Origin of the sequence: Microbacterium luticocti DSM 19459, from assembly GCF_000422405.1 — a bacterium.
In the GTDB taxonomy this organism is placed as follows: Bacteria; Actinomycetota; Actinomycetes; order Actinomycetales; family Microbacteriaceae; genus Microbacterium; species Microbacterium luticocti.
In genome coordinates this window covers 57,929-81,658 of sequence record NZ_KE383825.1, presented here as the reverse complement: position 1 = coordinate 81,658, position 23,730 = coordinate 57,929, and the positions used below count along the sequence as shown (strand labels likewise).

The window sequence follows — 23,730 nt, the reverse complement described above, 5'->3', positions numbered from 1 at the left end:
CATGCCCGAAATCGCCAAGGTGCTCATCGCGAACCGCGGCGAGATCGCCGTACGTGTCATCCGCGCAGCGCGCGACAGCGGCAAGGCCTCTGTCGCGATCTACGCCGACCAGGACCGCGACGCGCTGCACGTCAAACTGGCCGACGAGGCGTATGCCCTCGACGGCACGACGAGCGCCGAGACGTACCTGTCGATCGACAAGATCCTGTCCATCGCGCGGCGCTCCGGCGCCGACGCGGTGCACCCGGGGTACGGCTTCCTCGCCGAGAACGCCGACTTCGCCCGCGCCGTCATCGCCGCGGGCCTTGTCTGGATCGGCCCGTCGCCCGAGGCGATCGAAGCCCTCGGCGACAAGGTCACCGCGCGCCACGTCGCCGAGAAGGTCGGCGCCCCGCTCGCCCCCGGCACCCAGGGCACCGTCTCGGGCGCCGACGAGGTCGTCGCGTTCGCCCGCGAACACGGGCTGCCGATCGCGATCAAGGCCGCGTACGGCGGCGGCGGCCGCGGACTCAAGGTCGCGCGCGAACTCGACGAGGTGCCCGAGCTGTTCGAATCGGCCGTCCGCGAGGCGGTCACCGCGTTCGGTCGCGGCGAATGCTTCGTCGAGAAATACCTCGACAAGCCCCGACACGTCGAAACCCAGTGTCTGGCGGATGCCGCGGGCACGGTCGTCGTGGTCTCCACCCGCGACTGCTCGCTGCAGCGGCGCAACCAGAAGCTCGTCGAAGAGGCGCCGGCGCCGTTTCTGACCGACGCGCAGCGCGAGGTGCTGTACTCGTCCTCGAAGGCGATCCTGCGCGAGGTGGGTTACGTGGGAGCCGGCACCTGCGAGTTCTTGATCGGTGCCGACGGCACCGTCTCGTTCCTCGAGGTGAACACGCGCCTGCAGGTCGAGCATCCCGTTTCTGAAGAGGTGACCGGCATCGACCTGGTGCGCGAGCAGTTCCGCATCGCCGAGGGCGGCACGCTCGACTACGACGACCCGGAGCCGGTCGGGCACTCCATCGAGTTCCGCATCAACGGCGAAGACCCCGGTCGCAACTTCCTGCCGCAGCCGGGCCCGATCAAGGTGTTCAAGACGTTCGGCGGTCCCGGCATCCGGCTCGACTCGGGCGTGACCGCCGGCGATGAGGTGGGCGGTTCGTTCGACTCGCTGCTGGCGAAGATCATCGTCAGCGGCCGTGACCGCGCCGAGGCGCTGGAGCGGGCGCGGCGCGCGCTCGACGAGTTCGAGGTCGGCGGCCTGCCGACCGTGCTGCCGTTCCATCGCAAGGTGGTGCGCGACCCGGCGTTCACCGCCGAGGACGGCGTGTTCGGCGTGTACACGCGGTGGATCGAGACCGAGTTCGTGAACGACATCCCGCCGTGGGACGGCGAGATCGCCGAGCCCGAGCCCGTCGAGACGCGCCACACCGTGGTCGTCGAGGTGTCGGGCAAGCGGCTCGAGGTGAGCCTGCCCGACCGCATCGCCGCCGCCCCGATCGCGGCCGGACGGCGCCCGGCGGTCGCTCCCCCGTCGCGGCGCTCGCACACCACCACGGCGTCGGCGGGCGCCTCGGGCGACGCCGTGAAATCGCCGATGCAGGCCACCGTCGTCAAGGTCGCGGTCGAGGACGGCCAGCAGGTCGTCAAGGGCGATCTGGTCGTCGTGCTCGAGGCCATGAAGATGGAGCAGCCGATCCAGGCGCACAAGGACGGCGTGATCGGCGCGATCAATGCGGCCCCCGGGTCGACGGTCTCGGCCGGGCACCAGCTGCTCACCATCTCGTAGCGCGGGGCGCGGCTCGGTCCCTGCCGGGCTCTCGGCTCCGGGCACCGATCCCGATAGGGTGGGCCCGTGCAGTGTCGCCCCGCCCCCGCCCGTCGTGGCCGAGCTGCGCGCGCCGCGCGCGCAGTCCTCGCGGGCCTGATCGTCACCGCGGCCGGGCTTGTGGCATCCGGATGCACAGCCGCCCCGCCCGTCGACATCGCCGACGCGTTGCGGTGGGTGCAGCAGCAGGGCGGGCGCGATGTGCCGGGCGTGATCGCAACCGCCTCGCTGCTGGTCGTCCCCGCCTCCGCACACGGCGACGACCCGGCAGCCGGCGTCACCATGAACCTTCCCCGCATCACCCGGGTGGACGGGCTGCGCGTGGCCTGTTACGGCGGCGGCACGATCCTCTTCGTCTACGAGACGCACGGCCCCGAGGCCCGCTCGCAGCAGGTGTCGGTGCGATGCGACCTCGCGCCGCACACGGTCAGCGTGGGCGATGCGCCCACCGACGCGGTGCGGGTGGATGCCACCGGAGAGACCACCTACCTGTTCGTCGAGGTCATCGGCGACGATGGCGCATCCGGCACCGACGACGATCCCGAAGCCGACGGCGACGCCGGGTCCACCGACGGCGACGACGGGGACGCGGATGCCGCGGGGCCCGACCCGTGGCAGGGGTATTACGACGCGCAGCTGCGTGACGGGCAGGGCGCGATGATGCAGTTCGGCGGCTCGTTCGGCCCTCCCGGGCAGATCACCGTCGCGCAGTCGGACGACGTCTCACTGGAGCCCGGCCACCACATCGTCCAGGTGGAGTGCCAAGGCGCGAGCACGCTCCTGGTCACCCTGGCCGCCATCACCGACGAGGGCGGCGGGCCCTCCCCGATCGAACCGGTGGAGACCACCGGAATCGAGTGCCCGGTGAGCGCGACCCTCGAACTGACGACCCAGACCCGTGGCATCCAGATCACCCTCGACAGTCAGGGTGCGCCGGGTGCGTTCCTGGTGCGCGTGGACCCCGGCACCGTCACGCCGTGATCGCCGGGATCGCCTGACCGCCGCGATCAGGGGCAGCGCCACCCGACCCCGGGCACCATCACGCCGTGATCACCGCCATCAGCGGCAGCGCCAGCCCGAGCCCGGGAAGCGGCAGCGCCAGCCCGAGCCCGGGAAGCGGCAGCGCCACCCGAGCCCGAGCATCTGCAGTGCCACCCCGAGCCCGGGCATCGGCAGGTGCCGCCGCAGACGGTCCGGGCCCGAGGCATCCGGTCACGGCACCGGCGCACACCCGTGATTCTGGCCGCGCGGCCGGCGCGGATCAGGACTCAGCGCCGGGCAGGTCGATGACGTGCATCGCGTTGGCGACGTCGGTGATCATGCCCGACAGCGACGGGTACACGGCGAACACGCGCGAGAGCTGGTCGACCGACAGGCGCCGTTCGACGGCGATCGCGACGGGATAGATCAACTCCGACGCACGCGGGCCCACGATGACCCCGCCGATCACCGTGCCGCTGCCCTGCTGGGCGATGATCTTGACGAAGCCGTCTTTGATGCCCATCATCTTCGCGCGCGCATTCGCCGACAGCGGCAGCTTGTACGCGACCCCGTCGATACGCCCCGCGTCGATGTCGGCCTCCTGCCAGCCGACGGTGGCGATCTCGGGGGCGGTGAAGATGTTCGACGCGATGCGGCGGCGCTCGAGCGGGATCACCACGTCACCGAGCGCGTGGAACACCGCCGTGCGCCCCTGCATCGAGGCGACGGATGCCAGTGGCACGAACGTCGTGCAGTCCCCCGCCGCATAGATGTTGGGCACCGAGGTACGAGCCACCCGGTTCACCTGGATGTGGCCGGACTCGGTCATCTGCACGCCGGCCTCCTCGAGGCCGATGCCCTGCGTGTTGGGGATGGACCCCACCGCCATCAGGCAGTGGCTGCCGGCGATCACCCGCCCGTCGGTGAGGGTCACCTCGACGCCGTCGCCGGTGTTGACGACCTTCTCGGCCCGTGATTTGGCGAGCACGTGCATGCCGCCGCGGGTGAACACCTTCTCGAGCACCGCGGCGGCATCCTTGTCTTCACCGGGCAGCACCTGGTCACGGCTGGAGACCAGCGACACCTCGGAGCCGAGGTTCATGTAGGCGCCGGCGAACTCGGCGCCGGTCACGCCCGACCCGACCACGATGAGGTGCTCGGGCAGCGCCTTCATGTCGTACAGCTGGGTCCACGTGAGGATGCGGTCGCCGTCGGGTCGGGCGCTGGGCAGCTCCCGCGGGGCGGCCCCCACCGAGACGACGAGGGTGTCGGCTTCGACGCGGTCGAAGTCGGTGCCGCCCGGTGCGGTCGACACGACGATGGCGCCCGGGCCCTCGAGCCGGCCGTGGCCCGAGATGATGCGCACACCCGCCTCGAGCAGTGCCGTGCGCATGTCGTCGGACTGCTGTCGGGCCAGCGACAACAGCCGATGGTTCACGGCCGCGAGGTTGATCGCGATCTCGGGCTTGAGCGGCTTGCCCGCTGCGGTCTTGGCGAACAGCTGCACCCCCAGATCGGATGCCTGCGCGATTGCGACGGCGGCGTCGGCGGTGGCGATGAGGCTCTTGGACGGCACCACGTCGGTGATCACGGCCGACCCGCCGACGCCGGCCCGTTCGACGAGGGTGACCGCCGCCCCCAGCTGGGCGGCGGCCAGCGCCGCCTCATACCCGCCCGGCCCCCCGCCGAGGACCGCGACGGACTGGGTGCGCTCGAAGCTCAACGACATGGCATCCATTCTCTCCCGGCACCCCCGTCGCACCGAAACGCGCGCGGATCGCGCAGTGGCCCGGGCCCGCGCCGCGGCATCACTGCGCGCGTTTCATCCGGACGAGTCTGGCCGCCTCGGCCGCATCCCAAAGGTGCGCACCTGCTTCAGGCAGCATAGAGATCCTGTGCACTGCCGAAAACCGCTGCCTTGAAGAAGGGGTTCCTCACCGAGCGCTCCACGACGAGGTCGACTCCCCGGCCAACGACCCGCTCCAACTCGAACTTCAGATCGAAGTAGTCGTGGAACACGTTCTCCCGCCCTGGCCGGAAGGTTACGAGGAAATCGACGTCACTCGTCTCCGGATCGAATCGGTCGGTGAGCACCGAGCCGAAGACGCGGAGCCGTTCCACGCCGTATCGCTCACAGGCACGCCGGATCGCCTCGGTGTCGAGCAACACGGCGGTTTCCATGCACCCAGTGTCTCAGATCGGCTGCAGCTCAGCGAGCCGCTCGCGCGAGCCGCTCTGGAACGAATCCGGGCGCGCCTCAATCCGATCGCCGACCCGTCTTCCCGCACACGACCAGCGTGACGCGAAGGCGTACCGAGATCGCGACGGCCCCGTCGACGAATCCGTCCGGGGCCGGATCAGGACGGGGATGCCGCGCGGCAGGGCGCGGCGCTACCGTAAAGGCATGAGTCACGACGACAACCCGCTCGACGATCCCGGCGCCGACCCGTTCGAGATCGCCCGCACCGCCGCCGCCGACCTCGCACGCCTGACCGGTGTGGACCGGCACGACATCGCCCTCACCCTCGGCAGCGGCTGGGGCAAGGCCGCCGAGCTGCTCGGCCAGACCGTGGCGACCATCCCCGCCACCGAGGTCACCGGCTTCAGCCGCCCGGCCTTGGAAGGACATGTCGGCACACTGCGCAGCATCCTGACCCCCACCGGAAAGCGGGTGCTCGTCATCGGTGCGCGCACGCACTTCTACGAAGGTCACGGCGTGCGCCGGGTGGTGCATTCGGTGCGCACCGCCGCCGCCGCGGGCGCGACGATCATGGTGCTCACCAACGGCGCCGGCGGCGTCAACCCGTCGTACACGCCCGGGCGTCCCGTGCTGATCCGCGACCACATCAACCTCACCGCGGCCTCCCCGCTCGAAGGCGCCACGTTCGTCGACCTCACCGACCTGTACACGCCGCGCCTGCGCGAGATCGCCCGCACGATCGACCCCACGCTCGACGAGGGCGTGTACTGCCAGTTCCGCGGCCCGCACTACGAGACCCCCGCCGAGGTGCGCATGGCCGGCATCATCGGCGGCGACATCGTCGGCATGTCGACCGCGCTCGAGGCGATCGCCGCGCGCGAGGCCGGCATGGACGTGCTGGGCCTCTCGCTGATCACGAACCTCGCCGCCGGCATCCAGACCACCCCGCTCAGCCACGACGAGGTGCTCGAGGCCGGGAAGGCCGCCGAACCGGTCATCTCGCGGCTGCTCGCCGACGTCGTGGAGGCGCTGTGATGGACGAGAACCTGCTCGCACGGGCCCGCGCGTGGCTCGCGCAGGACCCCGACGGCGCCACCCGCGACGAGCTGAGCGGGCTGATCGAGAAGGCCGAGGCCGGCGACGCGGATGCCGCGGCCGATCTCGCCGATCGGTTCGCCGGCCGGCTCGCCTTCGGCACCGCCGGACTGCGCGGTCGCCTGGGCGCCGGGTCGAACCGGATGAACCGCGTGCTGGTGGCCCAGGCCGCCGCCGGGTTCGCCGCCTACCTGAACGAGAAGGCCGGACCCGATGCCCCGCCGGCGGTCGTGATCGGTTACGACGGCCGACGCAACTCGCAGGTGTTCGCGAGCGACTCGGCCGAACTGTTCGCCGGCGCCGGGCTGCGCGCGATCCTGCTGCCGCGGCTGCTGCCCACCCCGGTGCTCGCGTTCGCGGTGCGTCACCTCGGCGCCGACGCGGGCGTGATGGTCACCGCATCCCACAACCCGCCCGATGACAACGGGTACAAGGTGTACCTGGGCGGGCCCGATCACGGATCGCAGATCGTCTCGCCGGCCGACGCCGAGATCGCCGCGCACATCCAACGCATCGCCGACGGGCATCCGGTCAGCGAACTGCCCCGCTCGGCCGGGTACGAGACCGCACCCGAGTCGCTCATCGACGACTACATCGCCGCCACCGCGGCCGTCGCGCCCGCGCCCGACGGCGCCGACGGTCTGCGGTGGGTGTACACGGCGATGCACGGGGTGGGCTGGCAGACCGCGCGCCGGGTGTTCGAGGCCGCCGGGTATGCGGCGCCGACCCCGGTTCAGGCGCAGATCGAGCCCGACGGCACGTTCCCCACCGTCGCGTTCCCGAACCCCGAAGAACCCGGCGCCATGGACCTGGCGTTCCAGACCGCCCGCGACGCCGACGCCGAGCTGGTGATCGCGAACGACCCCGACGCGGACCGCCTGGCCGTCGGCATCCCGACCCCCGACGGGTGGCGACGCCTGACCGGCAACGAGGTGGGGCTGCTGCTGGGGTGGCGGGCGGCGCGGGATGCCTCGGGCCACGGCACGCTCGCCTGCTCGCTCGTGTCGTCGCCGGGCCTCGAGGCCGTGGCCCGGCACTACGGACTGGAGTTCGCCGCGACGCTGACCGGCTTCAAGTGGATCTCGCGGGCACCGGACCTCGTCTACGGGTACGAAGAGGCGCTCGGGTACCTGGTCGATCCCGACGTGGTGCGCGACAAGGACGGCATCTCGGCTGCGGTCGCGATGCTGCAGCTGGCGTGCGAGGCGCGTGCGCAGGGGCGCACCCTGGCCGACCTGCTCGACGAGTTCGCCGACACGTTCGGCGCGTTCGCGAGCGACCAGATCTCGCTGCGCGTCGACGACCTGTCGGTGATCGGGCGGATCATGGCGGCGCTCCGTGCCGACCCGCCGACGCGCGTGGGCGAGCTGGAGGTGTCGGCGGTGGAGGACTTCGCCGACGGCCGCGACGGGCTCCCGCCCGCGGACGTGCTGCGGCTGCGGGTCGCCGGCGACGCACGGGTGCTCGTGCGTCCGTCGGGCACCGAGCCCAAGCTCAAGGCATACCTCGATGTGCGCGGCGAGTCGGCGCAGGATGCGGCATCCCGCCTGGCCGCGCTGCGCGACGGGGTGCAGGCCCTGCTCGACGGGCTGCAGTAGCGCGCCGGGCGGGTGTGCCGCAGCGATCTTCACCGGTCGTCGCGGCGGGCGCGGCGCGCGGTGGTCGCGGGTGTCGCGGGCGGCGGGGGTGCGAATCGCGGCCCGGCCCTGATTGTCACGGCGGGCGGGTCGTCACATGACCTGCCCGCCCCCGCGGGTCGGGCGGGTGAGGTTTAGGCTCTGAGGGTGGATTTCGCGCAGCCGGTCACCCTCGAGAACGCGTTCGTGCGGCTGGAGCCGCTGACCGAGGCGCACGCCGGCGACCTCGCCGAGGCGGCGGTCGGGCTGGAAGGAGCCTGGTACACCTCGGTGCCCGCCCCGTCGGACGTCGCCGACGAAATCGCGCGGCGGCTGCGCTGGCACGCCGAAGGACACATGAACCCGTTCGCGGTGCGGCGCCTGGCCACCGGACGGATCGTCGGGATGACCACGTTCTGCAACATCGATCAGCCCAACCGGCGCGTCGAGATCGGACACACCTGGCTCGGCATCGAGGCGCAGCGCACCGAGGTGAACCCGGCGGCCAAGCTGCTGCTGCTCGGCCACGCGTTCGACGCGTGCGAGGCGATCTGCGTGCAGCTGCGCACGCACTGGCACAACCGGCAGTCGCGCGCGGCGATCGAACGGCTCGGCGCCAAGCTCGACGGCGTGCTGCGCAACGATCGGATCATGCCCGACGGCACCCTGCGCGACACCGTCGTGTATTCGATCCTGCCGCACGAGTGGCCCGCCGTGCGTCGCGGACTGCAGGCCCGCCTCGAGCGCGACTGACCCACGCGAACCGCACTGGTCCCAGGGCGCGGGCCGCGGGGTCGGCCGGGCGCGGCCAGCCGAGCAGTCGCGAAACCTGGCACGGCCGGGCGAGGCCAGCCGAGTAGGCGAAAACCAGGCAGAACCGAGCGCAGCGAACGGGCGCGCGCGGGCGTCAGCCGTCGATGACGGCGACGAGTTCGTCGAGGAACGACGAGAAATCGGTGGCGCGGCGCACGATGCGGGCGACCGAGTCGTGCTCGCTGAACACCTCCACCAGCTGCTCGAACACGGTCTGGAACGCCTCGCGGTCGGCCTGTGAGAACGCCACCATCGCCACGACCTGCACCCGGGCGTCACCCCACGCGATCGACGGGTCGGCGATCCCCACCGCAATCACGGTGCGGGTCGCCGTCATCCCGATCGCATGCGGCACGGCCAGCGCGTCAGTGAACGCCGTCGACGAGAGCCGTTCCCGCTCGATGGTGCGCGCGACGTAGTCGTCGTCGATGACGCCCTGGGCCACCAGCATCCCGCCGAGGCGCCGGATCACCTCGTCGACCGAGCCGCGCAGCCGCGGGGTGAACGCGGCCGCGTCGAAGTACCGCTCCAGTTCACGGCGCAGCCGCGCCAGCCGCCGTGCCCGGCGGATGCGGGATGCCGCCGCCTGCACCCGTTCGACGTCGGCGTCGGTGAGGAACGGCTGGATGCGCACCAGCCGCTCGCCGGCCGGCGGCGCGTCGACCGTGGAGAGGATGAGGTCGGTGCCGATCGCGTCCCAGTCCGGGTCGAGCCGGGTCTGCAGGTCGACCACCTCGATCGCCTGGCCGAGCGACCGGTCCACCGACGAGCGCAGCAGCTCGTGCATCTCGTAATATCCCGGGCACACGATCGTCGCCGTCAGCAGCTGTTCGGCGCGCCGGCTGCGCTCGAGCCGTCCACCCACGTGCATCGCGATGTACGCGATCTCGTCGTCGGGAAGCGTCATCCCGAGCCGCTCGCCCAGCGAACTGGCGATCGACACCGCGACGTCGAAGATCATCGGGTAGGTCGACTTCAACGACCGCGCCAGCGGGTTGCGCGACCACGCCTGCTCGGCCGCGCGCCGTCGCAGGTTCTGCACGTGCATGGCCAGCCGCCGGATGAAGTCCTCGTGCACGAGGTCGACCAAGAACTCCTCGGCGGCCGCGGTGATCGTGTCGCGCACCGCGTCGAGCACCTCGGGGTCGACCTCGGCGGCGGATGCCGCAGCCGGACCGGGGGTCAGCACCCGCGTCAACAGCAACATCGCCAGATGCTGACGGTCGCCGACGCCCAGGCGCACCCCGAAGTGCTGCTCGACCAGCGTGCCGACCAGTTCGGCCACGTCGTCGGTCGACTCGCCCGCCGACCCCGCCGCCACCTCGAGTGCCCGGCCGTGCGCGACCCGGTCGGCGGCGATGCCGATGTGCATGAGCACGTCCGAGATGCCGAGCTCGTTGATGTAGTACCCGCGCTCGGACAGCCCCGCCCGCAGCGCCGACTCGAACGGCCCGAGCGCGTGCGCACCCAGCGAGTCTTCGCCGAGCGCACGCCGCAGCGTGTGGGCGTCGAAGGCACCGGCATCCATCTCTTCGTGCACCAGGCGGCTCAGGAGCCGCCGCTGCGCACTCTCGGCGCCGTGCAACCGCACCCGCGGACCCGACCGGGCCAGGGTCAGGTCGGCGCCGGCCAGTAGGGTGCGCACGCGGCCGAGGTCGGCCTCGACCGTCGCGTCCGAGACGTGCAGCCGATCGGCGACCTCGTGCACGTCGACGCCGTCGTCGGCATCGAGCAGGGCCCGCACCAGCGTGTGCAGCCGATGGCGGGGGGTCGCGGCATCGGCCGCCACCTGCAGCGCCGCCGCCGCGGCCTGCCCGGCGCGGTACCCGAGCGGCCCCGACTCGACCACCGCACCGCCGGGCACCCGGGCGTTCAGCGCCGTGACGTACGAGCGCACGCTGCGCGGGGTGACCGCGAGCAGGTCGGCGAGACGGGCCGCGGTGACCCAGTCCCCGTCGCGCACGAGCAGCCCGAGCAGCCGGTCCTGCCGTGCCCTGGTCACATCGCCCTCCCTGCGGTTTCGGGATGCCGCGGCCCCAGTCAACCACGTTGCGAAGTCCTTCCGCCCCTGCGGAAGAAGATGTGGTTGTCGGTGCGACGACCCCGTGGCCACAATGGGCGGCAGGAGGGACGGTCGATGAGGATCATCGTGATGTGCGCGGCCGGCGCGTCGAGCACGTTCGTCGCGCAGCGACTGCGCGGCGCCCTGATCGCCGCCGGCCGGGACGGCACCGCGCGGGCCGCACCGACCTCGGCGCTGCCGGACTGCCTCGACGACGCCGACGTGCTGCTGCTCGGCCCGCACCTGGCACCGGCCGCCGACGAACTGCGCGAACACGCGCGTTCGCGCGGCGTGGCGATCGCGGTGCTGCCCGACGACATCTTCACCGACCGGGACGGCGCCCGCGCCCTCGCCCTGGCCGACGGCGCGGCCGAGGGCATCCACCTCGCCCGGCACCCGGCGGTGCACGCCCCCATGCCGCACGCCACGGTACCACACCCGTCGGCACCGGAGGCCACGGCGCCACACCCGCCACCCCCGCACCCGGCGGCGCCGCAGACGACAGAGACCACCCCGCATCCGGCGGGACGACGAGAGGAACGGACATGACGCAGGTGACCCGGACGGTACGGATCGGTTCCGCCCACGGACTGCACGCCCGCCCCGCGAAGCTGTTCGCGCAGGCGGCGAAGGATGCCGGCATCCCGGTGACGCTCGCCAAGGGCGACGCCAAGCCCGTGAACGCGGCGTCGATCCTCGGTGTGATCTCGCTCGGCATCGAACAGGGTGACGAGGTGACCCTGACCGTGGACGGCGACGGCGCCGAGGCGGTCGCCGACACCCTGACCGAGCTGCTGGCGACCGACCACGACGCGGAGTGAGCGCATGACCACCCTCACCGGCACCGGCATCGGACTGGGCGTGGCGGCCGGACCCGTCGCCCGCATGGCCGACCCGCTGCCCGCGCCCGCCGACGAGCCCAGCGCGCTGAGCCCCGACGCGGAGCGCGAGCGCGCGCACACCGCCCTCGAGGCGGTCGCCCGCGAGCTCGAGGCCCGCGGCGAGAAGGCCGGCGGGCTCGCCCAAGAGGTGCTCGAGGCCCAGGCGATGATGGCCGAGGATCCGTCCTTGGCCGACGAGATCGACGCCCGCACCACGACCGGCAAGACCGCCGAACGCGCCGTGCACGAGGCGTTCGGCTCGTTCCGCGAGACGCTGCAGGCCATGGGCGGCTACCTCGGCGAGCGCGCCGCCGACCTCGACGACGTCGCCGGGCGGGTCATCGCCCGACTACGCGGGGTGCCCGCCCCCGGTGTGCCCGACCCCGGGCATCCGTTCGTGCTCGTCGCGCGCGACCTCGCGCCCGCCGACACGGCACTGCTCGACCTCGACAACGTGCTCGCCCTGGTCACCACCGACGGCGGACCCACCTCGCACACCGCGATCCTCGCCCGCGAGAAGTCGATCGTCGCCGTGGTCGGTGCCGCCGGCGCGACGGCCCTGGTCGACGGTGAGACGGTGATCGTGGATGCCGCCGCCGGCGCCGTGATCACGCAGCCGAGCGCCGACCAGCTGGCCGACGCGACCCGGCGTGCCGCCGACCGTGCGGCCGCGGCATCCGCCCCGCCCACCCCCGGCGCGCTGGCCGACGGCACCGCGGTGCCGCTGCTGGCCAACCTCGGCAAACCCGGCGACGCCGACGCGGCCCGGGCGCTGGGCGCCGAAGGGGTCGGGCTGTTCCGCACCGAGTTCCTGTTCCTGAACGCCGAGAAGGCCCCGAGCGTGGCCGCGCAGCGCGCCGAATACGAGACGCTGCTGGCCGGGTTTTGCGGCATGAAGGTGGTGGTGCGACTGCTGGATGCCGGCGCCGACAAGCCGCTGGCGTTCCTGAACGACGCCGACGAAGAGAACCCCGCGCTCGGGGTGCGGGGGCTGCGCGCGCTGCGCGCCCACGAGCAGGTGCTGCGCGACCAGCTGACGGCCCTGGCCGAGGCGGATGAGGCGACCCGCGGCCGCGGCCAGGGCGCCGACCTGTGGGTGATGGCCCCGATGGTCGCCACGGTCGACGAGGCGCAGTACATCACCGACCTCGCCCACGAGCACGGCATCCGCACCGCCGGGGTGATGGTCGAGATCCCCGCGGCGGCGCTGCTGGCCGACCGGATGCTGGCGGTGACCGACTTCGCCTCCATCGGCACGAACGACCTCACCCAGTACACGATGGCCGCCGACCGGGTGCTCGGCTCGGTCGCGTCGTACCAGGACCCGTGGCACCCCGCCGTGCTGCGGCTGGTCGGCGAGGTCGGTGCCGCCGGGCGGGCGCAGTCCACGCCGGTGGGCATCTGCGGCGAGGCCGCCGCCGACCCGCTGCTGGCCCTCGTGCTCGTCGGGCTGGGTGCGACCACCCTGTCGATGGCGCCCGCGGCCCTGGCCGACGTGCGCGCCCTGCTCGCACAGCACACCCTCGACGACGCCCGTCGCGCCGCCGAGGCCGCCCTGGCCGCCACCGACGCGGCCGCGGCACGCGCGGCCGCCCGGGCCGCGGCATCCCGAACCACGGCGGCATAGCCGTCGCCACCCGAGAGAAAGTGACACTGACATGACAACGGCGTCCGTATCCGCAGCGCAGCCACGCGGTGCCCGCGTGCACATCCAGCGCTTCGGCACGTTCCTCTCCGGCATGATCATGCCGAACATCCCGGCGCTGATCGCCTGGGGCATCTTCACCGCGTTCTTCATCGACGTGGGGTGGACCCCGGTGCCGGCGCTGGCGACCATCGTCGGCCCGATGATCCACTACCTGCTGCCGATCCTGATCGCCTACACCGGCGGTCACATGGTGTACGGCATGCGCGGCGCGGTGGTCGGCGCGATCGCCACCTTCGGTGTGATCGCCGGATCCGACTACCTCATCGCGCAGTTCAACGAGGAGCTGGCCAAGACCGACCCCAGCGCCGCGCCGCTCGGCCAGATCCACATGTTCATCGGCGCGATGATCATGGCGCCGCTGGCGGCCTACACCATGAAGTGGCTCGACAAGCTCTGGGAGGGCAAGATCAAGGCGGGCTTCGAGATGCTCGTCAACATGTTCTCGGCCGGCATCTGGGGCTTCGCCATGGCGATCCTCGGGTTCTACCCGATCGCCTGGCTGGTCAACGGCCTGATGAACGTGCTGAGCACGGCGGTGAACTGGCTGGTCTCGGCGCACCTGCTGCCGCTGACAAGCATCCTCATCGAACCGGCGAAGGTGTTCTTCTTGAACAACGCCATCAACCACGGCGTGCTCACCCCGCTCGGCCTGGAGCAGGCGGCCGGGCCCGCACACAAGTCGATCCTGTTCCTGCTCGAGGCCAACCCCGGCCCCGGTGTCGGGCTGCTGCTGGCGTTCACCGTGTTCGGCATCGGCGCCGCCCGCGCGTCGGCGCCCGGCGCCGCGATCATCCAGTTCATCGGCGGCATCCACGAGGTGTACTTCCCGTTCGCGCTGATGAAACCGACCCTGATCATCGCCCTGATCCTCGGCGGCATGACCGGCGTCACCACGAACGTGCTGTTCAACACCGGCCTGCGAGCGCCCGCGGCACCAGGCAGCATCATCGCGGTGGTCGCACAGACGTATCAGACCGACTATCTCGGCGTGATCCTGTCGGTGATCCTGTCGGCGGCCGTCACGTTCCTGGTCGCGGCGATCATCCTGCGCGCCTCGCGCAAGAAGGACCTGGCCGCCGAGGCCGCCGGCACCGACCGATTCGAATCGGCCATCAGCCAGACCGAGGCGAACAAGGGCAAGAGCTCCGACGCCCTGTCGGGACTGCGCGGCGAGGCCGCCGCATCCGAGCCCGGCACTGCGGCGGCCACCAAGACCGTCGAGAACATCGTGTTCGCGTGCGACGCGGGAATGGGCTCGTCGGCGATGGGCGCGAGCGTGCTGCGCAACAAGATCAAGAAGGCCGGCATCGACGGGATCACGGTGGTCAACAAGGCCATCGCCAACCTCGACGGCTCGGCCGACCTGGTCATCACGCAGAACCAGCTCACCGACCGGGCCCGCTCGCAGGCGCCCGACGCGATCCACGTGTCGGTGGACAACTTCATGAACTCGCCGAAGTACGACGAGGTCGTGGACCTGGTGCGCTCACAGCACCAGGATGGGCAGTAGCGACAGTCACCGCGGGGCCGGGCACCATCCCGGCCCCGCGGGGGCGGCCGACGTGGACGCGGCGGCCGTGGCATCCGTCGCCGTGGGCCCGCAGCATACGGGGACGCGGCGGCTGTGGCATCCATCGCCCCCCGCATCGACAGGGAATCGGACAGACAGGAGAGCAGACATGGCACGCGAAGTCCTCGCCCTCGGGCAGGTGCGCATCCACTCGTCGGGCGCGACGCAGGAGGAGGCGATGAAGGAGGCCGCCGACATCCTCGAGGCCGCCGGGGCCGTCACCGGCGCGTACTACGACGCCATGCAGCAGCGCGAGCAGACGGTGTCGACGTACATGGGCAACGAGCTGGCCATCCCGCACGGCACGAACGAGACCAAAGACGCGATCCTCGACTCGGCGCTGTCGGTGGTGCGCTACGACGGCGGCGTGGACTGGGGCGGTGAGCCGGTCACGTTCGTCATCGGCATCGCCGGCAAGGGCGACGAGCACCTCGAGATCCTGTCGCAGATCGCGATCCTGTTCTCGGACGAGGACGAGGTCGCACGGCTGAAGAAGGCCGGCACGCCCGAGGAGCTGTTCGGGATGCTGTCGAGCGTGAACGAGCCGTCATGAAGGCCGTGCACTTCGGCGCCGGCAACATCGGGCGCGGATTCGTCGGGCTGCTGCTGCACGAGGGCGGCTACGAGCTGGTGTTCTCGGATGTCGCCGCCGGCCTCGTCGAGGCGCTGCAGGCCGCCGACTCGTACACCGTGCACGAGGTGGGCGCCGGTGGCCGGGATGTCACCGTCACCGGGTTCCGGGCGCTCAACAGCGCGCAGGATCCCGATGCCGTGGCCGACGAGGTCGCCACCGCCGACGTGGTGACCACCGCGGTGGGGCCGACGATCCTGCGGTTCGTGGCACCGCTGGTGCTCGAGGGGCTGCGGCGCCGGGCAGCCGACGCGCGGCCGCTGCAGGTGATGGCGTGCGAGAACGCGATCGGCGCGACCGACACGCTGCGCGACGAGATCGCCGGTGCCGCGGGCGACGAGTGGCCGGCCCTTGCCGGACGGGCCGTGTTCGCGAACACCGCCGTCGACCGGATCGTCCCGGCACAGCCGGCCGGTGCCGGGGTGGATGTCACCGTGGAGCCGTTCTTCGAATGGGCGATCGAGCGGCCGCCGTTCGGGGAGAACCCGCCGCACATCCCGGGCGCGCACTTCGTCGACGACCTGGCGCCGTACATCGAGCGCAAGCTGTTCACGGTGAACACCGGGCACGCGGCGACCGCGTACTTCGGCGCACTGGCGGGGATCGAGAAGATCTCGGATGCACTGGCCGAGCCCGGCATCGCCGCACGGGTCGCCGCCGCTCTGGAGGAGACCTCGGCGCTGCTGGCCGCCAAGCACGGCCTGTCGCCCGATGAGCTCGCGTCGTATCGGGCGACGATCCTCGACCGGTTCCGCAACCCCGCGCTGCCCGACACGGTGTGGCGGGTGGGGCGGCAGCCGCTGCGCAAGCTGTCGCGGCACGAACGGTTCATCGGGCCCGCGGCCGAAGCCGCCGAGCGCGATCTGCCGGTGTCGGCGCTGATCGAGGCGGTCGGGGCGGCGCTCGCGTTCGACGACGATGAAGACGCGCAGTCGGTCGACCTGCAGCGGATGCTGCGCGAACTGGATGCCGACACGTTCACCCGCGAAGTCACCGGGCTGGAGGCATCCCACCCCCTCTACCCCGCCGTGCGGGCCGCCGTCGCCTCGCGGCAGGCCGGGCTGTAGCGGCCGGGGCGGGCCCGCCCGTGGCGGGTTTGGGGCGGGCTTGACCCCGCGGGTTTGGCCGCGGGGCGGCCCGGCTCGCCCCCACGCGGGTTTGGGGTGGACTCGCTCACGGTGGGTTTGGGGCGGGCTCGCTCTCGTAGGTTTGGCCGCGGGGACCTGGCGGGCTCCCTCCGTGGGTTTGGCCGCGGGCGGCCTGGCGGGCTCTCGGTGGGTTTGGGGCGCATTTGTGCGGGAACGGCTGCACAGATCCGCCCCAAACGCACAAATGCGCCCCAAACCGCTGCTCTCCGGGAACGGCTGGTCGTGGCATCCGCCCTGTCGGTTCCACTCACGCCGGCGGCACGATGCCGAAGGCCGCGAGGCGCCGGCCGAGCAGGTCCGCGCTGTCGATGTGCGGCCACCCCCATCGCGCGAGGCGCCGTTGCGTGCGGCCGCGGATCCAGTCCTCGCGCTGCTTCTCCTGATCGAACGCCTCGAGCGCCGAGCGCCCGGCCAGGAGGCGGCCGTCCACGTACTTGATCGCCCCGTCGAACTCCCCGAGGCTCTCCACACCCGGGTCGTCAAGCGCGAAGTCGACCCAATAGACACCGCCGTGAGGGCCGTCGACGCGGACCTGAAGACGGATGCGACCGAACCCGAGTTCGACCAGGCGGATGCGGCTGATGCTCTCTCCGGGAAGCTGCGCGCGACCGTCAGCGAACGCGAGAACCCGGTCCGCACGGCGGACGCCCTGCGCGGAGCGGTGCGCGATCTCGCGTGCGCCCGCGCGGAACTCCTCAGCCCGGTCGACGAGGTAGACACCGTTCCGCGGCACGCTCTGTCGCCGAAGCGCCGCATCGGCGACGACCACGGCCTGCTCGAACGTGCCCGTGCGGGCGACATCGGCGACGGTCCTCTCCAGTGAGGTGCACAACAGCCCGCGCACGCGCACGACATCCCCCGACCGCAGCTCGCCACGGTGGCGCACCGTTCCGAGCGCCGACCCGGGACGGGCATCCGCCACGATGACATGCACGCGCTCTCGGTCGGCGCGATACAGCGGCAGGCCGTGCAGGGCTGCTGCGGTCTCGTGCGAGAAGATCGGTTCGCCGCCCGTCGTCGCCGCCTGCAGCGCCCGCGCACGCGTGATGACGCGCTCCTCGGGCGTCGCGTTCGCCCACTCGTCCGCGGTCGTGAACGCACCTGGCCGCAGCCGCACGAGCACCGGCCCCGCCGCTGCGGCGCGGAAGCTGCCTCGCCGTGCGCGCACGGGACCGATCTGTTCGCGGCGCAGAATCTGTGGAACGGCCATGCCGACAGCGTCCCGCAGTCGCCGGGACCGCCGCGGGGGTCTACCCGGATCCGTGGACAACTCGCGGCCTGGTCGGGCCTGTGGAGGCGTCGATGGGCAGGGGTCATCGCCTCGGTTTGGGGCGGATTTGTGCGGTTTCGGCTGCACAAATCCGCCCCAAACGCACAAATGCGCCCCAAACCCGGAAAGCGGGGAGGGGGACGGGGACGGGGACGGGGAGAGGCGGAGGCGCCACCCGGGCCTGACGGGTCAGGCGCCGGCTTTGACCCGGGGGTCGACGAAGCCGTACAGCAGGTCGACGATGAAGTTGGCCACGACGATCAAGAACGCCGAGAACAGGGTGAACCCCACGACCAGCTGGAGGTCGAGGGTGTGCACGGCGTCGATCAGCATCGCGCCCAGTCCTTGCATCGAGAACACCTTCTCGGCGATCACGGTCCCGCCCAGCAGCGCCCCGAGGTCGAGTCCGAAGATCGTCACGACGGGGATGATCGCGTTGCGAAGTCCGTGCCGGACCACCACGCGCGGCTCGCCGAGCCCCTTGGCCCGGGCGGTACGGATGTAGTCCTGCCCCATCGATTCGATCATCTCGCCGCGGGTGAGGCGGGCGTAGATCGCCGCGCTGATGAACGCGAGCGTGCACCACGGCAGCACCAGGTGCAGCAACCACTGCGCCGGGTCTTCGCTCAGCGGCACGTACCCGCCGGTGGGCAGCCATTGCAGGGTGAACCCGAACAGCAGGATCGCCAGCAGCCCGACCAGGTAGCTGGGCGCCGACACGCCCGCGATCGACAGGGTCATCACGCTGCGGTCGATCCAGGTGCCGCGCCGCAACGCCGAGACCACCCCGCCGGCCACGCCGAGGATCAGCCACAGCACGGCCGCGCCCACGGCGATCGAGGCCGACACCGGGAACCGCGACGCGATCAGCTCGGTGACCGAGGCGTTCTGCTGGAACGAGTAGCCGAAGCAGGGCGCCGCGCACGAGACGGCGGCATCCCCGTCTCCGAAGGTGCGCCCGGCGACGATCCCCCACAGGAACGCGCCCAACTGCTGCCACCACGGCAGGTTCGTGCCCATGAACTCCTTGGCCCGCTGGAGGTTCTCGGGCGTGCACGGCTTGCCGCAGCTGAGCTGTGCGGGGTTGGCCGGCAGCAGGTAGAACACCGCGAACGAGACGACGGCGACCACCAGCAGCACCACCAGCATCCCGATCACACGCTGGATCACGAACCGGGTCACGGGCGGCCTCCCCGCGGGTCGAGCGCGTCGCGCAGCCCGTCGCCGAGCACGTTGAACGCCAGTGTGATCAAGAACAGCGCCGCGCCGGGGAACACCAGGTACATCGGGCTGACCTGCACCCATCCCACGGCCTCACCGATCGTCCGACCCCAGCTGGGCGTCGGCGGCGGCACCCCCACGCCCAAGAACGACAGCGCCGCCTCGAAACCGATCATCGACGGCACCAGGATCGTCGTGTACACGATGATCGTGGCCGACACGTTCGGCAGCACCTGCGTGAACGCCACGCGCCATCCGCCCGCCCCCATGGCGGTGGATGCCGTCACGAACGCCCGTTCGCGCAGTGACAGCACCTGCCCGCGCACGACGCGTGAGATGCCGGGCCATCCGAAGAACCCGATCACGAGGATCATGAACAACGGCCTCGGGAAGGCGGTGGGCACGATCGCGGTGAGCGCGATCATGAACACCAGCACCGGAAAACCGAACATCACGTCCACCACCCGGCCGGCCAGCTTGTCGTACCAGCCGCCGAAGAACCCGGTGGTCAGCCCCACCAGCACCCCGGTCAGCACCGACAGGACCGTGGCGCTGATGCCCACCAGCAGCGAGATGCGCGCGCCGTACACCACGATCGAGAACAGGTCACGGCCGGTCAGCGGCTCGACCCCGAACCAGTGCGTGGCGCTGATGCCGCCGCCGAACCCGAGCGGCGCGCCCGAGTCGTCGAGCAGGTCGAGGTGGTAGGTGTACGGGTTCTGCCCGGTGATCGCGGTCAACAGCGGCGCGCACACCGCCGCCAGCACGAACACGACGATCACGACGGCGCCGGTGCACGCCCACGGGTCGCGCAGCACCGACACCAGCACGTGCCGGAACCCGGTGCGACGAGAGGGGATGCCGGTGCCTTCGACCGTGTTCGCGACGGTCATGCCACCGCCTCCCCGCCGGTCAGACGCAGCCACGCCTCGCGGCGCTCGGCCTGCGCGACGGGGTCGGCCACCGGGGCGGCCGCCAGCAGCCGCCGCGTGTACGGCTCGGCCGGATCGGTGAGCAGGCGCCGCGCCGGCCCCGCCTCGACGATGCGCCCGCGTTCCATCACCGCCACCTCGTGCGCGACCTCCTGCACGACCGCGAGGTCGTGGCTGACGAACAGCGACGCGAATCCGAACTCGTGCTGCAGCCGCACGAACAGCTCGAGCACCTGGGCCTGCACCGACACGTCCAACGCGCTGGTGGGCTCGTCGGCGATCAGCAGTACCGGATGCAACGCGACGGCGCGCGCGATCGCGACCCGCTGCCGCTGACCGCCCGACAGCTCGTGCGGGTACCGCTCCGCATACGAGGCCGGCAGCGCGACCGCGTCGAGCAGTTCGGCGACGCGCGCGCGTCGGCCCGAGGCATCCATGTCGCCGTGCAGGCGCAGCGGCTCGGCGATCGCCCGGCCGACCGTGCCGCGCGGGTTCAGCGACGACGCCGGATCCTGGAACACGTATCCGATGCCGCTGCGCACCTCGCGCAGCATGCGACGGGATGCCACGGCCAGGTCGACGCCGTCGACCCGCACCGAGCCGGTGGCCACCGGCACCAGGCCCGCGAGTGCCTTGCCGAGCGTGGACTTGCCCGACCCCGACTCCCCCACCAGGCCGAAGGTGCGGCCGGGCGCGATGGTGAAGCTCGCGTCCTGCACGGCGTGCACCGGGCGGCGTCCCCAGCCGGATCCGCCGTAGACGATCGACACGTCCTGCACGGTCACCACGGGTTCGGGTGTGGATGCCTCGGCCCGGGCGGCTTCGTCGGCGCCGGTGGCGGCCGGCGCGGGCAGGCTGGGATGAGTCGGCTCCGACGAGCCGATGGCAACCGCCGGTGCGGACTGGCCGGCGTCCTCGGCCGGTGCAGGCCGGCCGGCTCCCTGACCGGATGCAGACCGCCCGGCTCCCTGACCCGGTGCAGGCCGACCGGCTCCCTGGCCCGGTGCAGGCCGACCGGCTCCCTCGGCCGGTGCAGACCGCCCGGCTCTCTGGCCCAGTGGAGGCAGGCCAGCGTCCTCGGCCGGTGCGGGCCGGCCGGCTCCCTCGGCCGGTGCGGGCCTATCCGCACCCTCGGCCGGCGCCGGCCGACCGGCCGGCTCCCCGGCCGCGGCCGCGGTGGCATCGGCCGAGCCGGCCTGTGCGGGCCGGTCCAGGCGCGGTACGGCGTTCAGCAGCGTGCGCGTGTACTCAGCCTGCGGCGCGGCGAACAGGGTGCGCACGTCGGCACGCTCGACGACCGAGCCTGCGCGCATGACCACGACGTCGTCGGCGATGTCGGCGACCACGCCCATGTCGTGGGTGATCAGCAGCACGGCGACGTCGCGTTCGTCGCGCAGCCGCCGGATGAGTTCGAGGATGCCGGCCTGCACGGTGACATCCAGAGCCGTCGTGGGCTCATCGGCGATGAGCACGGCCGGGTCGCACGAGATCGCCATCGCGATCATCGCGCGCTGCAGCTGCCCGCCCGACAGCTCGTGCGGGTGGGCGGCGGCGACCCGGGCGACATCGCGCACGCCCACCGAGGCCAGCAGTTCGTGCACCCGTTCGCGGACTGCGGGCCGTGGCATCCGTCGATGCGCGCCCAGTGCCTCGGCGATCTGCCAGCCGATCGTGTACACCGGGTCGAACGCGGTCATCGGCTCTTGGAAGATCGTGCCGATGCGGCCGCCGCGCACCGCACGCAGCGTCGCGGGCGAGGCGCCGACCAGCTGCTGTCGCTGCAGGCGGATGCTGCCGCCCACGCGGGCGTTCGCGGGTAGCAGCCCGAGCACCGACATGGCGGTGACCGATTTACCCGAGCCGGATTCGCCGACCAGGGCGAGCACGCGTCCGGGGTACAGGTCGAACCCCACCCCGTCGACGACGGTTCGGGGTTCGGTGTCGGTGCTGTCGGCGAAGGCGATGCGCACCGCATCCGCCGACAGCACCGGTTCAGCGCCGGCGGTCACTGTTTCAGGGTGACCGTCAGATAGTTCGGATAGGCCGGGAACGACGCGACGAAGAAGTTCTCGACGTCGCCGCCGCGCAGGAACGACTGCTTGGCATAGGTCAGCGGCACCACCGGGGCGTCCTGCATGATGCGCTTGTCGGCCTGCGCCCACAGCTGCTGCGCGGTGGCCTGGTCGACGGCGGCGGTGGCCTGGTCGATCAGCTTGTCGACCTCGGGGTTCGAATAGCGGGCGAGGTTGTACCCGCCCCCGCCGATCTGGCTGGAGTCGAACAGCGGCTGGATGTTGCCGTTCGCGCTGGGGAAGTCGGGCTGCCAGCCACCCAGGATGAGGTCGTAGTCGGGATCGTCGCCGGTCGCCTCGGTGTACATGGTGGTGACATCCATCGGCTTGATGGTGACCTGGATGCCGGCACGCTCGATACCCTGCTCGAGGGCTTGCGCCTGCGCCTGGGCCGAATCGTCGTTCGCCGCCCACAGCGTCAGCTTGAGGTCGTCGGCGTGCCCGGCCTCGGCCAGCAACTGCGTGGCCTTGGCGACGTCGCCGTCGTCGCCGGTCGGGTACAGGTCGAACTCCTCACGGCCCGGGATGCCGGGGGTGATCAGCGTCGTGGCCCGGATCGCGGCCTGGCTGCCGCCCTGGGCGATGATGAACGCCTTCGGGTCGACGGCGTACTCGATCGCCTGACGCACCTTGAGGTCCTTCAGGGCCCCGCGCTGCGTGTTCATGGCCAGGTAGGTGATGGGACCGGCGTCACTGGTGGCCAGACGCTTCTTGGCGTCGGGGTTGCGGTTCACCAGGTTCAGCTCGGCGGCACCGAGATAGGTGGCCAGGAACGAGTCCTTCGCGCTACCCGCGTCGCTGATCAGCGTCTGCGTGCTGGTCGAGGGGTCCTGGCTCTCTTTGAACACGATCGTGTCAGGGCCGGCGGTGCGCACCGGGTCGGTCGCCTTGCTCCAGTTCGGGTTGCGTTCCAGCTCCAGTGCTGTGCCCTGCTTGTTGGACTTGACCTGGTAGGGGCCGGTCGCAACCGGGTTCTGGCCGTACGTCTTGGGGTCGTCCTTGGCCTTGGGCACCGGGGCGAACGCGGGCATCGAGGCGATCCAGGGCCAGTCGCCGTACGGTGCGTTCAGGTGGAACACGATGGTCTTGTCGTCGGGGGTCTCGATCGAGGCGAGATCGCCACCGGTGAACGGGCCCTTGTACGCCTCACCACCGATCAGCAGCGACTTGTGGTAGCCGAGGCCGCCCGACAGCTCGGGCGCGAACGAGCGCTCGATGCCGTACTTGATGTCCTTCGAGGTGATCGGGGTGCCGTCGGCGAACTTCAGCCCGTCCTTGAGCGTGTACGTCCAGGTCTTGCCGTCGTCGGTGGCCGTCCCGGTGTCGGTGGCCAGATCGGGCACGACCTTGGCGGGCTGGCCGGGCTGGATGTCCCACGTGGTCAGGCGACGCTCGATGAGGCCGAGCGTGGTGATCGCGAGGTTCTGGCTCTTCGCCGGATCCAGGTCGATCTGGGTCGCCGAGGTCAGGATCGTCAGCGTCCCGCCCTTCTCGGCGGTCTTGGCCGCGCCTCCGCCGCCCGAGCAGGCGGTCAGGGCGAGGGCGGTCACTGCGGCCAGGGATACGGCCGCCACCACGTGTCGTCTCATGGGGCTCCTTGTGTCGTCGGTAAAGGCCAGCGTGCCACCCGCTCAGCGTATTCCCGGAATCGGTCGACACGCACCGTCATCTGCCGCCCGGATCGGCCGACACGGGCCGACATCCACCGCCCCGGATCGGC

19 protein-coding genes are annotated in these 23,730 nt (G+C 71.7%); 11 read left to right on the top strand and 8 right to left on the bottom strand.

Features of this window, described 5'->3' with window-relative positions:
* Window position 1 precedes the first annotated feature (1 nt).
* Both H577_RS0114055 and H577_RS0114050 read left to right on the top strand, forming a co-directional pair.
* The gene (locus tag H577_RS0114055; RefSeq protein ID WP_029146482.1) at window positions 2-1,771 is read left to right on the top strand and encodes an acetyl/propionyl/methylcrotonyl-CoA carboxylase subunit alpha; all 1,770 of its coding nucleotides are present in this window, start codon (window positions 2-4) and stop codon (window positions 1,769-1,771) included.
* A gap of 66 nt (window positions 1,772-1,837) precedes the next feature.
* Window positions 1,838-2,791 carry a hypothetical protein gene (locus H577_RS0114050; RefSeq protein WP_156876670.1) on the top strand — a complete coding sequence of 318 codons (954 nt, stop codon included), beginning with the start codon at window positions 1,838-1,840 and terminating at the stop codon, window positions 2,789-2,791.
* Between the two features lie 280 nt (window positions 2,792-3,071).
* Here the strand turns inward: H577_RS0114050 and H577_RS0114040 are convergent, their stop codons facing one another.
* Both H577_RS0114040 and H577_RS0114035 read right to left on the bottom strand, forming a co-directional pair.
* Entirely contained in the window at window positions 3,072-4,520 is a 1,449-nt protein-coding gene (locus tag H577_RS0114040; protein ID WP_425411324.1) for an NAD(P)H-quinone dehydrogenase, read from the bottom strand.
* A gap of 146 nt (window positions 4,521-4,666) precedes the next feature.
* On the bottom strand, window positions 4,667-4,972 hold the full coding sequence (locus tag H577_RS0114035) for a nucleotidyltransferase family protein (protein ID WP_029146479.1): 306 nt from the start codon (window positions 4,970-4,972) through the stop codon (window positions 4,667-4,669).
* A 223-nt stretch (window positions 4,973-5,195) separates the two neighbouring features.
* On the opposite strand from H577_RS0114035, the gene H577_RS0114030 reads away from it, so the two are divergent.
* From H577_RS0114030 to H577_RS0114020, 3 genes are all read left to right on the top strand, one after another.
* Window positions 5,196-6,026, top strand: coding sequence for a purine-nucleoside phosphorylase (locus H577_RS0114030; RefSeq protein WP_029146478.1), 831 nt, complete (start codon window positions 5,196-5,198; stop codon window positions 6,024-6,026).
* On the top strand, window positions 6,026-7,684 hold the full coding sequence (locus H577_RS0114025) for a phospho-sugar mutase (protein WP_029146477.1): 1,659 nt from the start codon (window positions 6,026-6,028) through the stop codon (window positions 7,682-7,684). Before H577_RS0114030 ends, H577_RS0114025 begins: the two co-directional genes overlap by 1 nt.
* 186 nt (window positions 7,685-7,870) lie before the next feature.
* Complete coding sequence (locus tag H577_RS0114020; protein ID WP_029146476.1) at window positions 7,871-8,455, top strand: GNAT family N-acetyltransferase; 585 nt, start codon at window positions 7,871-7,873, stop codon at window positions 8,453-8,455.
* Between the two features lie 154 nt (window positions 8,456-8,609).
* Here H577_RS0114020 and H577_RS0114015 read toward each other — a convergent pair whose 3' ends face one another.
* Window positions 8,610-10,517 carry a BglG family transcription antiterminator gene (locus H577_RS0114015; RefSeq protein ID WP_029146475.1) on the bottom strand — a complete coding sequence of 636 codons (1,908 nt, stop codon included), beginning with the start codon at window positions 10,515-10,517 and terminating at the stop codon, window positions 8,610-8,612.
* 135 nt (window positions 10,518-10,652) lie between these two features.
* Between H577_RS0114015 and H577_RS17480 the strand changes: the two genes are divergently transcribed.
* The 6 genes from H577_RS17480 to H577_RS0113985 all read left to right on the top strand — a co-directional run bounded on the left by H577_RS17480 (window position 10,653) and on the right by H577_RS0113985 (window position 16,434).
* Complete coding sequence (locus H577_RS17480) at window positions 10,653-11,126, top strand: PTS sugar transporter subunit IIB (RefSeq protein WP_084516275.1); 474 nt, start codon at window positions 10,653-10,655, stop codon at window positions 11,124-11,126.
* On the top strand, window positions 11,123-11,398 hold the full coding sequence (locus tag H577_RS0114005; protein ID WP_029146474.1) for an HPr family phosphocarrier protein: 276 nt from the start codon (window positions 11,123-11,125) through the stop codon (window positions 11,396-11,398). The genes H577_RS17480 and H577_RS0114005 overlap by 4 nt, the downstream gene beginning before the upstream one ends.
* Before the next feature lie 4 nt (window positions 11,399-11,402).
* Window positions 11,403-13,085: a phosphoenolpyruvate--protein phosphotransferase gene (gene ptsP, locus H577_RS0114000; RefSeq protein ID WP_029146473.1), complete on the top strand. Its 1,683-nt coding sequence runs from the start codon at window positions 11,403-11,405 to the stop codon at window positions 13,083-13,085.
* A 31-nt stretch (window positions 13,086-13,116) separates the two neighbouring features.
* A complete protein-coding gene (locus H577_RS0113995) occupies window positions 13,117-14,676 on the top strand; it encodes a PTS mannitol transporter subunit IIBC (RefSeq protein WP_029146472.1) in 1,560 nt (519 codons plus the stop codon).
* Window positions 14,677-14,845: 169 nt separating this feature from the next.
* Window positions 14,846-15,289, top strand: a complete 444-nt coding sequence (locus H577_RS0113990) for a PTS mannitol transporter subunit IIA (RefSeq protein WP_029146471.1) — start codon at window positions 14,846-14,848, stop codon at window positions 15,287-15,289.
* Entirely contained in the window at window positions 15,286-16,434 is a 1,149-nt protein-coding gene (locus H577_RS0113985; protein WP_029146470.1) for a mannitol-1-phosphate 5-dehydrogenase, read from the top strand. Before H577_RS0113990 ends, H577_RS0113985 begins: the two co-directional genes overlap by 4 nt.
* Before the next feature lie 328 nt (window positions 16,435-16,762).
* Here H577_RS0113985 and H577_RS16675 read toward each other — a convergent pair whose 3' ends face one another.
* The 5 genes from H577_RS16675 to H577_RS0113955 all read right to left on the bottom strand — a co-directional run bounded on the left by H577_RS16675 (window position 16,763) and on the right by H577_RS0113955 (window position 23,599).
* Complete coding sequence (locus tag H577_RS16675) at window positions 16,763-17,725, bottom strand: hypothetical protein (protein WP_051192058.1); 963 nt, start codon at window positions 17,723-17,725, stop codon at window positions 16,763-16,765.
* A 249-nt stretch (window positions 17,726-17,974) separates the two neighbouring features.
* Entirely contained in the window at window positions 17,975-18,967 is a 993-nt protein-coding gene (locus tag H577_RS0113970; protein ID WP_029146469.1) for an ABC transporter permease, read from the bottom strand.
* Window positions 18,964-19,899, bottom strand: a complete 936-nt coding sequence (locus H577_RS0113965) for an ABC transporter permease (RefSeq protein WP_029146468.1) — start codon at window positions 19,897-19,899, stop codon at window positions 18,964-18,966. The genes H577_RS0113970 and H577_RS0113965 overlap by 4 nt, the downstream gene beginning before the upstream one ends.
* The gene (locus H577_RS18140; RefSeq protein ID WP_051192057.1) at window positions 19,896-21,947 is read right to left on the bottom strand and encodes a dipeptide ABC transporter ATP-binding protein; all 2,052 of its coding nucleotides are present in this window, start codon (window positions 21,945-21,947) and stop codon (window positions 19,896-19,898) included. Before H577_RS18140 ends, H577_RS0113965 begins: the two co-directional genes overlap by 4 nt.
* Window positions 21,944-23,599, bottom strand: a complete 1,656-nt coding sequence (locus H577_RS0113955; protein WP_029146467.1) for an ABC transporter substrate-binding protein — start codon at window positions 23,597-23,599, stop codon at window positions 21,944-21,946. Before H577_RS0113955 ends, H577_RS18140 begins: the two co-directional genes overlap by 4 nt.
* Between the last annotated feature and the right edge of the window lie 131 nt (window positions 23,600-23,730).

Excerpts from the sequence above, each read along its gene's own strand:
- H577_RS0113995 (WP_029146472.1), top strand. The coding sequence starts at position 13,117 with ATGACAACGGCGTCCGTATCCGCAGCGCAGCCACGCGGTGCCCGCGTG.
- ptsP (WP_029146473.1), top strand. The coding sequence starts at position 11,403 with ATGACCACCCTCACCGGCACCGGCATCGGACTGGGCGTGGCGGCCGGA.
- H577_RS0114040 (WP_425411324.1), bottom strand. The coding sequence starts at position 4,520 with ATGTCGTTGAGCTTCGAGCGCACCCAGTCCGTCGCGGTCCTCGGCGGG.
- H577_RS0114025 (WP_029146477.1), top strand. The coding sequence starts at position 6,026 with ATGGACGAGAACCTGCTCGCACGGGCCCGCGCGTGGCTCGCGCAGGAC.
- H577_RS0114005 (WP_029146474.1), top strand. The coding sequence starts at position 11,123 with ATGACGCAGGTGACCCGGACGGTACGGATCGGTTCCGCCCACGGACTG.
- H577_RS17480 (WP_084516275.1), top strand. The coding sequence starts at position 10,653 with ATGAGGATCATCGTGATGTGCGCGGCCGGCGCGTCGAGCACGTTCGTC.
- H577_RS0114035 (WP_029146479.1), bottom strand. The coding sequence starts at position 4,972 with ATGGAAACCGCCGTGTTGCTCGACACCGAGGCGATCCGGCGTGCCTGT.
- H577_RS0113985 (WP_029146470.1), top strand. The coding sequence starts at position 15,286 with ATGAAGGCCGTGCACTTCGGCGCCGGCAACATCGGGCGCGGATTCGTC.
- H577_RS0113965 (WP_029146468.1), bottom strand. The coding sequence starts at position 19,899 with ATGACCGTCGCGAACACGGTCGAAGGCACCGGCATCCCCTCTCGTCGC.
- H577_RS0113955 (WP_029146467.1), bottom strand. The coding sequence starts at position 23,599 with ATGAGACGACACGTGGTGGCGGCCGTATCCCTGGCCGCAGTGACCGCC.
- H577_RS0113990 (WP_029146471.1), top strand. The coding sequence starts at position 14,846 with ATGGCACGCGAAGTCCTCGCCCTCGGGCAGGTGCGCATCCACTCGTCG.
- H577_RS16675 (WP_051192058.1), bottom strand. The coding sequence starts at position 17,725 with ATGGCCGTTCCACAGATTCTGCGCCGCGAACAGATCGGTCCCGTGCGC.
- H577_RS0114055 (WP_029146482.1), top strand. The coding sequence starts at position 2 with ATGCCCGAAATCGCCAAGGTGCTCATCGCGAACCGCGGCGAGATCGCC.
- H577_RS0114030 (WP_029146478.1), top strand. The coding sequence starts at position 5,196 with ATGAGTCACGACGACAACCCGCTCGACGATCCCGGCGCCGACCCGTTC.